This window comes from Rhizobium sp. BK512 (genome assembly GCF_014194915.1).
Lineage (GTDB): Bacteria > Pseudomonadota > Alphaproteobacteria > Rhizobiales > Rhizobiaceae > Rhizobium.
This window is the reverse complement of sequence record NZ_JACIAS010000006.1, coordinates 436,720-449,340: the sequence shown is the minus strand read 5'-3', so window position 1 is coordinate 449,340 and position 12,621 is coordinate 436,720. Positions and strand designations below refer to the sequence as shown.

The 12,621-nt window shown below is 61.0% G+C and carries 12 protein-coding genes; 8 read left to right on the top strand and 4 right to left on the bottom strand.

What is annotated here, in order from left to right:
* Positions 1-70: 70 nt before the first annotated feature.
* The gene (locus tag FHX06_RS22795; RefSeq protein ID WP_112543070.1) at positions 71-673 is read right to left on the bottom strand and encodes a superoxide dismutase; all 603 of its coding nucleotides are present in this window, start codon (positions 671-673) and stop codon (positions 71-73) included.
* 494 nt (positions 674-1,167) lie between these two features.
* Here FHX06_RS22795 and FHX06_RS22790 point away from each other — a divergent pair, with 494 nt between their 5' ends.
* The 3 genes from FHX06_RS22790 (at position 1,168) to FHX06_RS22780 (ending at position 4,319) form a co-directional block, all read left to right on the top strand.
* Positions 1,168-2,712 (top strand): hypothetical protein, encoded by a 1,545-nt coding sequence (locus tag FHX06_RS22790; RefSeq protein WP_246715617.1) that lies wholly within the window; start codon positions 1,168-1,170, stop codon positions 2,710-2,712.
* A 134-nt stretch (positions 2,713-2,846) separates the two neighbouring features.
* Positions 2,847-3,515, top strand: coding sequence for a class I SAM-dependent methyltransferase (locus FHX06_RS22785; protein WP_113210014.1), 669 nt, complete (start codon positions 2,847-2,849; stop codon positions 3,513-3,515).
* A 72-nt stretch (positions 3,516-3,587) separates the two neighbouring features.
* Positions 3,588-4,319: a sulfite exporter TauE/SafE family protein gene (locus FHX06_RS22780; RefSeq protein WP_113210015.1), complete on the top strand. Its 732-nt coding sequence runs from the start codon at positions 3,588-3,590 to the stop codon at positions 4,317-4,319.
* On the opposite strand, the gene FHX06_RS22775 is transcribed toward FHX06_RS22780, so the two are convergent.
* Positions 4,316-4,663, bottom strand: coding sequence for a nuclear transport factor 2 family protein (locus FHX06_RS22775; protein WP_183880947.1), 348 nt, complete (start codon positions 4,661-4,663; stop codon positions 4,316-4,318). The genes FHX06_RS22780 and FHX06_RS22775 overlap by 4 nt on opposite strands.
* Before the next feature lie 194 nt (positions 4,664-4,857).
* On the opposite strand from FHX06_RS22775, the gene FHX06_RS22770 reads away from it, so the two are divergent.
* Positions 4,858-6,087, top strand: coding sequence for an MFS transporter (locus FHX06_RS22770; RefSeq protein ID WP_113210016.1), 1,230 nt, complete (start codon positions 4,858-4,860; stop codon positions 6,085-6,087).
* Positions 6,088-6,090: 3 nt separating this feature from the next.
* Here FHX06_RS22770 and FHX06_RS22765 read toward each other — a convergent pair whose 3' ends face one another.
* Positions 6,091-6,699 (bottom strand): TetR/AcrR family transcriptional regulator, encoded by a 609-nt coding sequence (locus FHX06_RS22765; protein WP_113210017.1) that lies wholly within the window; start codon positions 6,697-6,699, stop codon positions 6,091-6,093.
* Positions 6,700-6,809: 110 nt separating this feature from the next.
* Here FHX06_RS22765 and gstA point away from each other — a divergent pair, with 110 nt between their 5' ends.
* Positions 6,810-7,493, top strand: a complete 684-nt coding sequence (gene gstA / locus FHX06_RS22760) for a glutathione transferase GstA (RefSeq protein ID WP_183880945.1) — start codon at positions 6,810-6,812, stop codon at positions 7,491-7,493.
* Positions 7,494-7,645: 152 nt separating this feature from the next.
* On the top strand, positions 7,646-8,617 hold the full coding sequence (locus FHX06_RS22755; RefSeq protein ID WP_246715616.1) for an NADP-dependent oxidoreductase: 972 nt from the start codon (positions 7,646-7,648) through the stop codon (positions 8,615-8,617).
* A 51-nt stretch (positions 8,618-8,668) separates the two neighbouring features.
* On the opposite strand, the gene FHX06_RS22750 is transcribed toward FHX06_RS22755, so the two are convergent.
* The gene (locus FHX06_RS22750; protein WP_113210020.1) at positions 8,669-9,571 is read right to left on the bottom strand and encodes a LysR family transcriptional regulator; all 903 of its coding nucleotides are present in this window, start codon (positions 9,569-9,571) and stop codon (positions 8,669-8,671) included.
* 137 nt (positions 9,572-9,708) lie between these two features.
* On the opposite strand from FHX06_RS22750, the gene FHX06_RS22745 reads away from it, so the two are divergent.
* On the top strand, positions 9,709-10,902 hold the full coding sequence (locus tag FHX06_RS22745) for an HlyD family secretion protein (RefSeq protein WP_113210021.1): 1,194 nt from the start codon (positions 9,709-9,711) through the stop codon (positions 10,900-10,902).
* Positions 10,903-10,979: 77 nt separating this feature from the next.
* Complete coding sequence (locus FHX06_RS22740) at positions 10,980-12,602, top strand: MDR family MFS transporter (RefSeq protein ID WP_113014941.1); 1,623 nt, start codon at positions 10,980-10,982, stop codon at positions 12,600-12,602.
* Positions 12,603-12,621 lie beyond the last annotated feature (19 nt).

Here is a 12,621-nt window from a genome sequence, read left to right as displayed (position 1 = left end):
AACCGAAGCAGAAACGAAAACACCCGGCGCTTGCGGCGCCGGGTGCTGAAAAGCGGATGCTCGGATGCGCTTACTTCGTTGCTGCTTCGTAGCGTTCCAGGACGTAGTCCCAGTTGATCAGGCTGTCGACGAAGGCTTCGAGGTACTTCGGACGAGCGTTGCGGTAGTCGATGTAATAGGAATGTTCCCAGACGTCGACGCCGAGGATCGGGGTGGCGCCGTGAACGAGCGGGTTTTCGCCGTTCGGGGTCTTGGAGATTTCGAGCTTGCCGTTCTTGACGGAAACCCAGGCCCAGCCCGAGCCGAACTGGGTGGCGCCGGCATTGGCGAAATCCGCCTTGAACTTGTCATAGCCGCCGAGGTCGGAGGTGAAGGCAGCTTCGAGCTTGCCCGGCAGCTTGTTGCCGCCGCCGCCCTTCTTCATCCACTTCCAGAAATGGATGTGGTTGTAGTGCTGGGCAGCATTGTTGAAGAGGCCAGCGTTGGTGCCGAAGGACTTCTTGACGACGTCTTCCAGGGAGAGATCGGCCATGCCGGCTTCCGCTGCAAGCTTGTTGCCGTTGTCGACGTAAGCCTTGTGGTGCTTGTCGTGGTGGAACTCCAGTGTCTCCTTCGACATGAAGGGAGCAAGGGCTTCGTAGTCATAGGGAAGTTCAGGCAATTCGAAAGCCATATCAGATCTCCTCTTGGCAATAGATTGCGTCATCGGCAGGTGAGGCGGAACATAGGAGGGGAAGCATTGAGAGGCAACCGGCGAATTATCAAAAAACAACAGCTTCGAGGAAAAATTGCCTCTCGTGACGGGCTCTCCCAACACGCATAAATCACAGTGGATGCCGCGCTTTCAAGGATGCACAGGCAGCGCGACGAAAAAGACCAAGACTGCCGCGCACAGGAATAGATCCCTCTCCTCGCTGGCGGTCACGTCGCACCCGAAAATGAGGCACGCTCGCGTCCCGCAGCCGCGCTTAGGGGACGCCGCCGATATTTCAATAAAAAACTGTTAATTTCTCGTGGGCGCTTTTGACAGACGGTGAACCGCGCGTCTTAGATGCAATCCAGGGCTATCAAAGAGGGTTAGTACAACCTTTGATAGGATCTGCTTAATTAGCATTGCATAAATCATTTCAGGGACTTCTGACATCAACTTCGGGGCGTATGATGGTCATGAGCTTTTTTCGTCGTAATGAAGAACCGGTCAAGCCGGGTTCGAGAGTATCGAGCCATCGCCAGACATTTTCCATCACCGAACAGACGGGCCTCGTGGAGAGGCCGCCAGTGCAGTACAACGTTTCGGAAGTTGATGATTTCCAGGCTTTCGGCACGGCAATCGAGGAGAACAAGCAATCCTCCGAAGAGCTGCTCGTCAGCCTGACGTCGCTGCAGGAGCGGGTTTCCTTGCTGCTCGGCGCGCACAGCCACTCGCTCAACGAAACGGGCGCGCTGAGGGCCGAATGTTCGCGTTTGAGTTCGCTGCTCGACTATGAGAGCAATGCGCGGCGCAAGTCCGATCAGGAAAACCAGCGCCTGACCGCCGACAACAAGGAGCTGAAGCTCGACGGCAGCCAGCTTCGCGTCGAAGCCGGCACCTACCGCGAAGAGCTGGTGAAGCTGCAGGGCGTGCATGAGCTGACACGGGAAGAATTCACCGTCGTCGAAGCGCGGTTGATCGACGCCGAACGCGAGATCCGCGACCGGGCGCTGCAGTTCGACGACGTTTCCTCGCAGCTTCGTCGTACGCAGCAGGATCATGATGCGCGCAGCCGCGAACTAGCGAGTACCCGCGAGAAGCTGGAGCTGGAAACCACGGCCCATCAGTTGCTCACCGAAAGCTCGCGCCGCGAAAACAGCATCCAGCTGCGCGAAATCGCCCGCCTCAATGAGGAGCGCACCCACCTCAAGACCAATCTTTCAGAGCATGAGGCGCTGACGCGCGGCCTGCAGTCCTCCGTCGCCAACCTGAAGCAGGATCTGGCCGCTTCCGAGGAGCGTCACCGCCGCCTGGAAGCCGAGTACGAGACGCTGGAAACCTCCTCGACGCTCGAAATCGCCAACCTGCGCACCAAGCACGAAGCGATCGGTTCGAAGTCCGAACTCGTCGAGAAGCTGCTGTCGACGGCCAACAGCCGCAACAAGATGACGGACGAGGAACTGCAGTCGACCCGCGCGGAACTGAAGCGCACGAAGGGCGAACTCGCCACGGCGCTGGCGCGCCTGGAGCGGATGACCGACGAGCTCAACCGCGTTCGCCTCAACGGCACGGAAAGCGAAGCTGCCCGCCGCGAACTCGCCGCCCACAGCAACGATCTCGTCATGAAGCTGCGTGAGGCTGAAAACCAGCGCAGCAAGCGCGACCGCGAAATCGAAGCCTTCAAGCATGATCTCGATACGCGCCTCGACACCGACCGCTACGAAATCGGCCAGCTGCGGACGAGCCTCGAAATCGCCAAGTCGGAAATCCGCCAGCTCCGCGCCGAACGCGCGATCCTCAGCGGCCAGCTCGAAGTGGCCCGCGGCGATCGTCCGAGCCTCGCAGACGCCCTGCCCGTCGAAGAGCCGGTGAAGGAAGAGGTCCGCATGCCGGCCGCCAGCTTCGCGCCGATGATCGACATTTCCAATAAGTCGCTGCGCGGCAGTGGCGCGGTCGCCGGCTCGGTCAATGACGAGCTTGCCGCCATCGAAACCAATCTGCGCACGCCGCCGGCAGAGTGATCGAGGCTTCCTTGGTCACGAAAAGACCTTTCCGCTGAAGGCAAAAGCAGCGGGTTGGACAGGTCCTTTGCCATGCGCCGGAACCGGAGCCTGCCTTCACGAGTTTGAAGGCAGGGTCTGGAGGAGGCGCTCTCATGGGACAAGTTCAAAATCGGGGTCAAATTCAAAATCAGGCGGAAGACCAGCAGAAGATCTATCAGCGCTGGGCACCGGTCTATGACCGGGTCTATCGCAGTCTCCTGCGTGATGGGCATCGTACGCTAGCACGGCTTGCCGCTGGCGCCGGCACCGACATTCTGGAGATCGGCGTCGGCACCGGCCTGGTGCTATCGCACTATCCCCGGCGTTCCCGGGTGACGGGCATCGACATTTCCGAGCATATGATCGCCAAGGCACGGGAGAAAATTGCCCGCCACAAGCTTTTCCACGTGCGGCACCTACAGGTGATGGACGCTCATGCGCTGAGCTTCGAGGACAAGTCTTTCGATGCCGTCTGCCTGCCCTTCGTCATCACGCTCATTCCCGAGCCGGAACGGGCACTGGACGAATGCGCGCGTGTTTTGCGGCCGGGCGGCGAGATCATCCTGGCCAGCAAGCTCGGCGACGGCGCAGGGCTGCAGGGAGCAATCGAGGACGCGGTGGCGCCGCTTGCCCGGCGGATCGGCTGGAGCTCGTCTTTCCGGATCAGCCGGATCACCGACTGGGCGCGCACGAGCGGCTTCGATGCCATTGAAATCTTGCCGGTTTTCCCGAACGGGTTCTTCAAGGTCATCCGCCTCAAACGGCACTCGCCGAACGTTTGAGCCGGAACTTTTTTCGCCCTCAGCGTGTTTGCAGTATGCCTTCGGTCAGCCCTTTGCTCGTCAAGGATTTTCATGAGCACGGATTTCTTCCTCTTCATCGTCATCGGCTTCTGCGCACAGATCATCGATGGCGCGCTCGGCATGGCCTTCGGCGTGCTGTCCACGACCAGCCTGCTGACGCTCGGCGTGCCAGCCGCCAATGCCAGCGCCATGACGCACGTGACGGAGCTGTTCACGACGGCAGCATCGGGCATTTCCCATGCCTGGCACCGCAATGTCGACTGGAAGCTCGTGGCGCGGCTGGCGCCGGCCGGCATGATCGGCGGGGCCGTCGGCGCCTTCCTGCTTGCCAGTGTCGATGGCAAGCTGATCGAGCCCTTCGTCTCGGCCTATCTGATCGTGATCGGCCTCCTCATTTTCTGGAAGGCTTTCCACCCGGCTCCGAAGCGTGATGTCCGCGACTGGATGGTGCCGCCGGTTGGGGTTTGCGGCGGCGTGCTGGATGCGATCGGCGGCGGCGGATGGGGACCGATCGTCACCAGCTCGCTCGTCGGCCGCGGCCATGATCCGAAGCGGGTTATCGGATCGACCAATTTCACCGAGTTCGCGGTGACGCTGACGATCTCGATCACCTTCCTGCTGACACTCGGCTGGTCGGAGCTCGGCTCCGCAGCGGGCCTGATCATCGGCGGGGTGATCGCGGCGCCCTTCGGGGCGATCCTCGTCAAGCGGCTGCGGGTGAAACCGCTGATGGTCGCAGTTTCAATCATCATTATCGCGACATCGGCGATACGGTTTTTCTAGCCAGTGTTTCGGCCGAAATAGACATCGACGCTTGAAATCTTCTCGCCGTCGAAGCGGAAGCTTTCCATATTGCGGAAGGCCTTGCCGCTGGTCGTCTCGGCCCGGTAGCGCACGACAGCCTCTTCGCCGTCGACCGCCAGGAACTCGATCTCGAAGCCTGTCAGTGCCGGCTCGTTCGGCCAGCAGCGCTCGAAATAGGTCGCACGGTCGATATGGTCGTCCTGCGGGCTGGAAAAGGTAAAGTCCTCCGTCAGCATCGCATCGACGATATCCTTCCGCTGATCGATATAGGCTGCGTAGAGATCGCGCAGCATCCGTGCCCGGGCCTCGTTCCTGCTGGTCATAATCGCTTCCTCCTTCGATAATCTGATTTCAATTTGCAATCAGTTAGAGGCCCGATCCTGACTTTCAAGCCGCCTTTTGTGCCGGGGGCAGGTCTGATCGGGCGGAATCCGTCCTTGGCAGGCCGCGGGGCGGTGCGTAAAGTGAGGATAGCTTCATCTTGGCGCTAGCCAGACTGTACCGAAGAAGATCCGCAATGACCGATACGCAATGGGACGCCGCGAAGGTGGCGGCCGGCTCCGCCTACTGGAAACGCAACCTCGTCATCTCGCTGCTTGGCTCGTTCACGACCATTGTGGCGATGACGCTGCTGCTTCCATTCCTTCCGCTTTATGTGGAGGAGCTCGGCGTAAGTGACCATGCGGCGATCGTGCAGTGGTCGGGCATCGCCTATGGCGCGACCTTCCTTGCTGCCGCCTGCGTGGCGCCGCTCTGGGGCCGGCTCGGCGATATCTACGGACGCAAGCTCATGCTGGTGCGCGCCAGCCTCGGCATGACGATCGCCATATCGCTGATGGGCATGGCCGGCAGCGTCTGGCAACTCGTGGCGCTGCGCCTTTTCGTCGGCCTGGCCGGCGGTTATGCATCCGGCTCGATGGTGCTGGTGGCGACACAGACGCCGAAAGACCGGTCCGCCTGGGCGCTCGGCGTGCTCTCGTCAGGCATCATGGCCGGCAATCTCGTCGGTCCTCTGATCGGCGGGGCGCTGCCGCCTATCATCGGCATCCGGGGCACGTTTCTGGCGGCCGGCGGCATGATCTTCTTCGCCTTCCTGGCGACGACCTTCCTGATCAAGGAAGAGAAGTCGGCGGCCCGCAAACAGGCAGCCAAGGCATCCGGCGGCTGGAAATCCATTCCCGACAAGCGGCCGGTCGTCGCAATGCTGGCGACCGGGCTGCTGCTGATGCTCGCCAATATGTCGATCGAGCCGATCATCACCGTCTATGTGGCGCAAATCGTGCCCGACCAGGGCCAGGTAACGATGATTTCCGGCATCGTCATGTCGGCGGCAGCGCTGGGCAGCATTCTGTCTGCCTCGCGGCTCGGGAAGCTTGCCGACCGGATCGGCCATTGGCCGGTCATTGCCGGCGCGCTCGCGATCGCGGGACTGCTGCTCATTCCGCAGGCCTTCGTGAACGCCTCATGGCAACTGATCGGCCTGCGCTTCCTGATGGGACTGGCGCTTGGCGGGCTGTTGCCCTGCATCACCGCGGTCATCCGGCATAGTGTGCCTGATAGTGCCGCCGGCAGTATTCTGGGCCTGTCCATCTCTTCGCAATATGTGGGACAGGTCGCCGGGCCCGTTCTCGGCGGCTTTGTCGGCGGGCATATCGGCATGCCGGCAGTCTTTCTCGGCACCTGCGTCCTGCTTCTTGCGGGTGCGGCCTTCACATGGCTGGTGCGCACGAAGAGCGAGGAAGCCTGAGGTTCAGGCTTTACCGCAAATCATGTCGACGCCGGACTGTGCCAGGGCTTCCAGCGTCTCGCGACTGTCGCCGGCGCGAGCGCGCACGGCCAGCGAATGCATGACGGCGGAGGCGAGCCTTGCAAGAGTGTGAGGGTCGCCTCCATCCGGCAACTCGCGCCGCTCTATCGCGAGCTTCAGGCGCTTTTCGATCTCGCCGTCGAAATCGTCCAGGCTTCGGCTCAATACTTCCCGAACCCGTTCATGCTGGATCGCCTCGGCTGTTGCGGTTCCGATGAGAAAACAGCCGCGCGCGGCTGTTTCGCCGTGAAGATAGATCTCCAGAGCACGTTGATAGACACGTGCGAGGTTTTCGCGCAGCGGCAGCGATGGATCGAGCGCATCGGCAAGCACATCCATACTCTCTGCGCGATAGCCCTCGAGTGCATCGAGATAGAGGTCTTCCTTGTCTCCAAAGGCGCCATAGAGGCTCGGGCGATTGAGCTGAGTAGCGGCACTCAACGTATCCAGCGACGTACCGGCAAAGCCCCGATCCCAGAAGACTTCCCTTGCCTTCTGCAAGGTCACCTTCGCATCGAAGGCCCGTGGACGCCCGCGCTTCTTCTCGCTCATTTTGTACCATTTCGCATAAAATAATTGACCAAGAGAATTTTATGCGAAATAGTACAAATGTCCAACGGATTGATGCGGACGGCCTCGCACCGTCGCAGGAGGAGGAAAACATGAAGCTCTATATGCACGCGGCCGCCTGTTCGCTCTCGCCGCATATTGTCTGCCGGGAGCTCGGTATCGATATCGATCTCATCACGGTCGATCGAAAGACACATCGCACCAGCAACGGCGAGGACTATCTCGCCATCAATGGCAACGGCTATGTGCCGGCGCTTATGCTCGATGATGGCAAGGTACTGACGGAGGGGCCGGCGATCGTGCAGTTTCTTGCAGACAGCGCTCCTGATGGAAGACGCATGCTGCCCGAGATCGGCAGCTTCGGCCGAAATCAGGTGCAATCCCTGCTGAACTTCATCACATCGGAGCTGCACAAGCCGATGGTGATGCTCTTCAATGCTGATTACGCTATCGTGCATGAGGCGTTGCGTGCGGTCGTTCAGAAGCGCCTCGGCTGGATCAACGGAAGGCTTGCCGGCCCTTATCTCACCGGCGAGAACTTCACGGTCGCGGACGCCTATCTCTTCGTCTGCCTCAACTGGTCGCCCTGGATTGCGATCGATCTCGATCTTTTTCCAGCTATTCCCGCCTTCATGAAGCGCGTCGCTGCCCGCCCGGCCGTACAGGCGGCATTGAGCGAGGAAGGGCTTATGGCCTTCGATGCCGGCGGCAATTTCTTTGCGCCCATCGCCTATATCCAGTCCGCCGGATATGTCGGCTCTCCGGTCCGGCCGTGATAGAATGCCGGTCCGGCAGGAAGCGCCGCCGGACCGGATTATCCTTTGATGGTTGATAATCCTTCCCGAACAGCATGGATTATCGAAAGCCTTCGATGGCGGCATCTTCACTCCATCGAAACCGGGAGCCCGGTCACACAAAGGAGCGAACAATGACCACCTCAGCGGAGAATGTCGCGAAGACAGATAAAACCATGAAAGCCTGCAGGGTCCACGCGTTCGGACCGCCGGAAGCTATCATTCAGGAGCAGGTCGAGATCCCCGCGCCCGGTAAGGAAGAGGTTCTGATCAAGGTGCATGCGGCCGGTGTCGGCCCCTGGGATGGCTGGATCCGATCCGGCAACAGCGCCCTGCCCCAGCCCTTGCCGCTGACACTCGGTTCCGATCTCTCGGGCACGATCGAAGCGGTCGGCGAAGGTGTTACGCACGTGGCCCGCGGCGATGCCGTCTATGGCGTTACCAATCCCCGCTTCATCGACGCCTATGCGCAATATGCGATTGCAGTCGCCGGGATGATTGCTGCAAAGCCCAAAAGCATCGGCCATGTCGAAGCTGCCTCGATCCCCGTTATCGCCGTTACCGCGAAGCAGGCGCTGTTCGACCATGCCAAGCTTACCGCCGGACAAACTGTCCTCATCCATGGCGCGGCCGGCAATGTCGGCGCCTATGCCGTGCAATTCGCCCACAAGGCCGGGCTGAAAGCGATCGCGACGGCCAGCGGCGGCGATATCGACACCGTCAAGCGGCTCGGCGCCGACGTGGTTGTCGACTTCCGCAGCCAGCGCTTCGAGGATTTCGCTGGCGATGTCGATGCCGTCATCGATCTTGTCGGCGGCGAGACGCAGACGCGTTCCTTCGCGGTGTTGAAGCAGGGTGGCAGGTTGATTTCGGCCGTCTCGCAGCCGGATCAGGAGCTTGCCAAGGCCAAAGGCGTCGAAGCGCTCTTCTTCCTCGTCAATGTCACGACCAAGGAGCTCCGTGACATCGCTGCGATGGTCGATGCCGGCGAACTCGAAACGAATGTCGGCGATGTGCTGCCACTCGATGCGGCAATCACGGCGCATGAGATGCTGGAGGGCAAACGCCCGCATGCAAAGGGCAAGATCGTCTTGCAAGTCGCCTGAGATGATCCCAGACAGCGTTCGATGGGATAAACAGTCCCAACGGACGCTTTATCACGCCATCCATTTGCGGTGTTCGGCGAACCGCTCCACCAGCATATCCAGTAACAGCCGCACCTTGGTCGGCAGATGGCTGCGGTTCGGATAGACGGCGTTGATATGGATCTCGACGCCGCGATAGTCTGGCATCATCCGCACGAGGCGACCGGCCTCCAGATCCTCGAAGACGACGAAGCTCGGCGCGAGGAAGATGCCCTGTCCGTTCAGCACCAGATAGCGCAGCGTCTCGGCGCTGTTGGAAATGATGCTTCCGCCCACCTTGACGCTTTCCTGCCGCCCCTCGGCATCCTCGAAACGCCATTCCTCGCCAAAGGGATAGTATGCATATTGCAGGCAATTGTGCTCGGCGACCTCGGCCGGCGTCGTCGGCATGGCGTGGGTCTTCAGATAATCGGGTGAGCAGACGAGGAAATGCCGCCAGGGCGTCAGCTTGCGCGCAACGAGGCTCGAATCCGGCGATGGCGTCGTGCGGATCACCAGATCATATCCGTCCTCGATCATGTCCACCGCGCGCTCGCCGATGTTGAAATCGATCTGGACGGCAGGATAGAGCGTCATGAACTCGTTGATGACGGGCAGCAGGAAACGGACGATGGCGCTGCTGGTGTAGAATCTCAGCGTGCCGCGCGGCGTCGAACTCAGGGCACCCGCAGCGCGATCCGCCTCTTCGAGATCGGCCAGGATCTGCGACGAGCGCTCGTAATAATATTTGCCGGTCTCGGTCAGGCTTACCTTGCGCGTGGTGCGGTTCAGGAGCCGTACGCCGAGGCGATCTTCCAATGATTGCACATGGTTGCCCACCATGGTGACGGACATGTTGAGGCGCCGCGCGGCAGCGGAAAAGCCGCCACACTCCACCACCCGACCGAAGACTGTGAGGCTGGTCAGCCGATCCATATCGCTCCTCGATTATCCGCTGAGAGTTGATGATCCTTCCCGAAAAGAGCAGATTATCAGAAAGCACTGCTGGGTCCATCTTCCACTCATCGAACAGGGCTTCGCACGAACGAAGCAAAGACGAATGGAGAAGGACAATGGTTGAACTGCCCCGCAACGAAGCTTTCAAGACCGTCCAGCCGGCCGAAAGCGCCCCCGCCGCCGAAGCGATGGCTGCAGCGGCAGCGGCCGTGGAGACCCCGAAGAAGAATGGCCGCAAGTTCTTCAAGCGCGCCGTGATCGCCGCAGCCCTGCTCGCCGGCGCCGCCTTCGCCGGTGATTTCGGTCACCATTACTGGACCGTCGGCCGCTTCATCGAATCCACCGACGATGCCTATGTGAAGGCCGATTATACGACGGTCGCCCCGAAGGTCGCCGGCTATATCAAGCAGGTGCTCGTCAACGACAATGACACGGTCAAGGCCGGACAGGTTCTCGCCCGCATCGATGACCGTGATTTCCAGGCAGCGCTCTCGCAGGCCAAGGCCGATGTGAAAGCAGCCGAGGCTGCCGTCACCAATCTCGACGCGCAGATCTCGCTGCAGCAGTCGATCATCGAACAGGCCCACGCGACACTCGATGCCTCGCAGGCTTCGCTTGTCTTCGCCCAATCCGATGCGGCCCGTGCCGGCCGGCTGATTACCAATGGTGCCGGAACGCAATCCCGCGCCGAACAGAGCCAGTCGCTGAAGGATCAGGCCGCCGCTGCGGTCGAGCGCGATCAGGCCGCTGTCGTCGCCGCCGAGAACAAGGTGCCGGTGCTGCAGACCCAGCGTGAACAGCTGCTTGCCCAGCGCGACCGCGCCGTTGCTGCCGCCAGTCAGGCGGAGCTTAATCTTTCCTACACGGAAATCGTCGCCGCTGTTGACGGCACGGTCGGTGCCCGCTCGATCCGCGTCGGCCAGTATGTCACCTCGGGCACGCAGCTGATGGCGGTCGTGCCGCTGCATGCGGTCTATGTGATCGCTAACTTCAAGGAAACGCAGCTGACCTTTGTGCGCCCCGGCCAGACGGTCGAGATCAAGGTCGACAGCTTCCCCGATGTTGCGATCAAGGGCCATGTCGACAGCGTTTCGCCGGCCAGCGGCCTCGAATTCTCGCTGCTGCCACCGGACAACGCCACCGGCAACTTCACCAAGATCGTCCAGCGCATCCCGGTCAAGATCGTCATCGACGACGAACGCCTTGCCGGCCTGCTGCGCTCGGGCATGTCCGTGATCCCCGACATCGATACCAAGGCCGCCCAGACCTCCGCGGCCGCGGCGGAAGGATTATCCACCCCTGCTGGATGATCCTTCCATTCCTTTCTCAATTATCACCCGAACAGCGTCATGAGACAGTTTTCCGCAGAGCCGGAAGGAGATAAGTCATGGCTACGCTTCAGATCGCCGCAAACAGCAATTCGGTCGCGCGCCCTGCCGCTGCGATCGTCCCTGCTGCCAAACCCGTCATGAGCCCGCTTCGCATGTGGACCGCCGTCGTCGGCTCCACGCTCGGCGCCTTCATGGCGATCCTCAACATCCAGATCGTCAATGCTTCGCTGGCCGATATCCAGGGCGCTATCGGCGCCGGCACCGACGATGGCGGCTGGATCTCGACCTCCTATCTGATTGCCGAGATCGTCGTCATTCCGCTCAGCGCATGGCTTGCCCGGGTCTTTTCGGTCCGCAACTATCTGCTGGTCAACGCCATCCTCTTCCTGGTCTTCTCGGTCGCCTGCGCCTTCGCTGTCAACCTGCAGCAGATGATCATCCTGCGCGCCATCCAGGGCTTTACCGGCGGCGTGCTGATCCCGATGGCCTTCACCATCATCATCACGCTGCTGCCCAAGCCCAAGCAGCCCATCGGCCTCGCGCTCTTTGCGCTCTCGGCGACGTTTGCGCCGGCGATCGGCCCGACCATCGGCGGCTATTTCACCGAAAACTGGGGCTGGGAATATATCTTCTATATCAACCTCGTTCCCGGCGCCCTGATGGTCGGCATGCTCTGGGCTTCGCTCGACCGTGCGCCGATGAACCTCGGCCTGCTCGCCAAGGGTGACTGGCCCGGCATCATCACCATGGCGATCGGTCTTGCCGCGCTTCAGACCGTGCTCGAAGAAGGCAACAAGGAGGACTGGTTCGGCTCGGAGTTCATCGTCCGCCTCTCGATCATCGCGGCCGTCTCGCTGACGCTCTTTCTCATCATCGAACTGAAGGTCGCCCATCCGCTCCTGAACCTGCGGCTGTTTGCCCGCCGTAATTTCGGCTTCGGCATCCTTGCGAATTTCCTGCTGGGTATCGCGCTCTATGGCTCGGTCTTCGTGTTGCCGATCTACCTGGCCCGCATCCAGGGCTACAACTCCGAGCAGATCGGCTTTGTGCTTGCCTGGACCGGCATCCCGCAGCTCCTGCTGATTCCGCTGGTGCCGCGCCTGATGAAGCGGTTCGATATTCGCCTGCTGATCATCGTCGGCTTTGCGCTCTTTGCCGTCTCGAACTTCATGAACGTTCATATGACAGGCGACTATGCGAGCGATCAGCTCTTCTGGCCGAATGTCGTGCGTGCCGTTGGTCAGGCACTGGTCTTCACGCCGCTCTCGGCGATCGCCACAGCAGGCATAGAGCCGGAGAATGCCGGCTCGGCTTCCGCGCTCTTCAACATGATGCGCAATCTCGGCGGTGCCGTCGGCATTGCCTCGCTGCAGACCTTCCTGTCGAAGCGTGAGCAGTTCCATTCGAATATCCTGACCAACTCGGTCTCGGTCTTCGAGGAAGCCACCCGCGACCGTGTCGCCAGGATGACCGCTTACTTCATGAACCATGGCGCCACCGATCAGGCGCTTGCCACTCACAAGGCAGTCGTTGCCATCGCGCTGAAGCTGCGCAAGCAGGCCAATATCATGGCTTTCAGCGACACCTTCTTCCTGCTCGGCGTCGCCCTTGTGGTGGCCCTGCTTGCCACCCTGCTCCTCAAGAAACCCGGCCAAGTCTCCGGCGGTGGCGCTCACTGAGCGCGCCCATCCCAAGGAG

Bases quoted from the DNA above. Each gene is read 5' to 3' on its own strand.
- FHX06_RS22795 (WP_112543070.1), bottom strand. From the start codon at position 673: ATGGCTTTCGAATTGCCTGAACTTCCCTATGACTACGAAGCCCTTGCT.
- FHX06_RS22790 (WP_246715617.1), top strand. From the start codon at position 1,168: ATGAGCTTTTTTCGTCGTAATGAAGAACCGGTCAAGCCGGGTTCGAGA.
- FHX06_RS22785 (WP_113210014.1), top strand. From the start codon at position 2,847: ATGGGACAAGTTCAAAATCGGGGTCAAATTCAAAATCAGGCGGAAGAC.
- FHX06_RS22780 (WP_113210015.1), top strand. From the start codon at position 3,588: ATGAGCACGGATTTCTTCCTCTTCATCGTCATCGGCTTCTGCGCACAG.
- FHX06_RS22775 (WP_183880947.1), bottom strand. From the start codon at position 4,663: ATGACCAGCAGGAACGAGGCCCGGGCACGGATGCTGCGCGATCTCTAC.
- FHX06_RS22770 (WP_113210016.1), top strand. From the start codon at position 4,858: ATGACCGATACGCAATGGGACGCCGCGAAGGTGGCGGCCGGCTCCGCC.
- FHX06_RS22765 (WP_113210017.1), bottom strand. From the start codon at position 6,699: ATGAGCGAGAAGAAGCGCGGGCGTCCACGGGCCTTCGATGCGAAGGTG.
- gstA (WP_183880945.1), top strand. From the start codon at position 6,810: ATGAAGCTCTATATGCACGCGGCCGCCTGTTCGCTCTCGCCGCATATT.
- FHX06_RS22755 (WP_246715616.1), top strand. From the start codon at position 7,646: ATGACCACCTCAGCGGAGAATGTCGCGAAGACAGATAAAACCATGAAA.
- FHX06_RS22750 (WP_113210020.1), bottom strand. From the start codon at position 9,571: ATGGATCGGCTGACCAGCCTCACAGTCTTCGGTCGGGTGGTGGAGTGT.
- FHX06_RS22745 (WP_113210021.1), top strand. From the start codon at position 9,709: ATGGTTGAACTGCCCCGCAACGAAGCTTTCAAGACCGTCCAGCCGGCC.
- FHX06_RS22740 (WP_113014941.1), top strand. From the start codon at position 10,980: ATGGCTACGCTTCAGATCGCCGCAAACAGCAATTCGGTCGCGCGCCCT.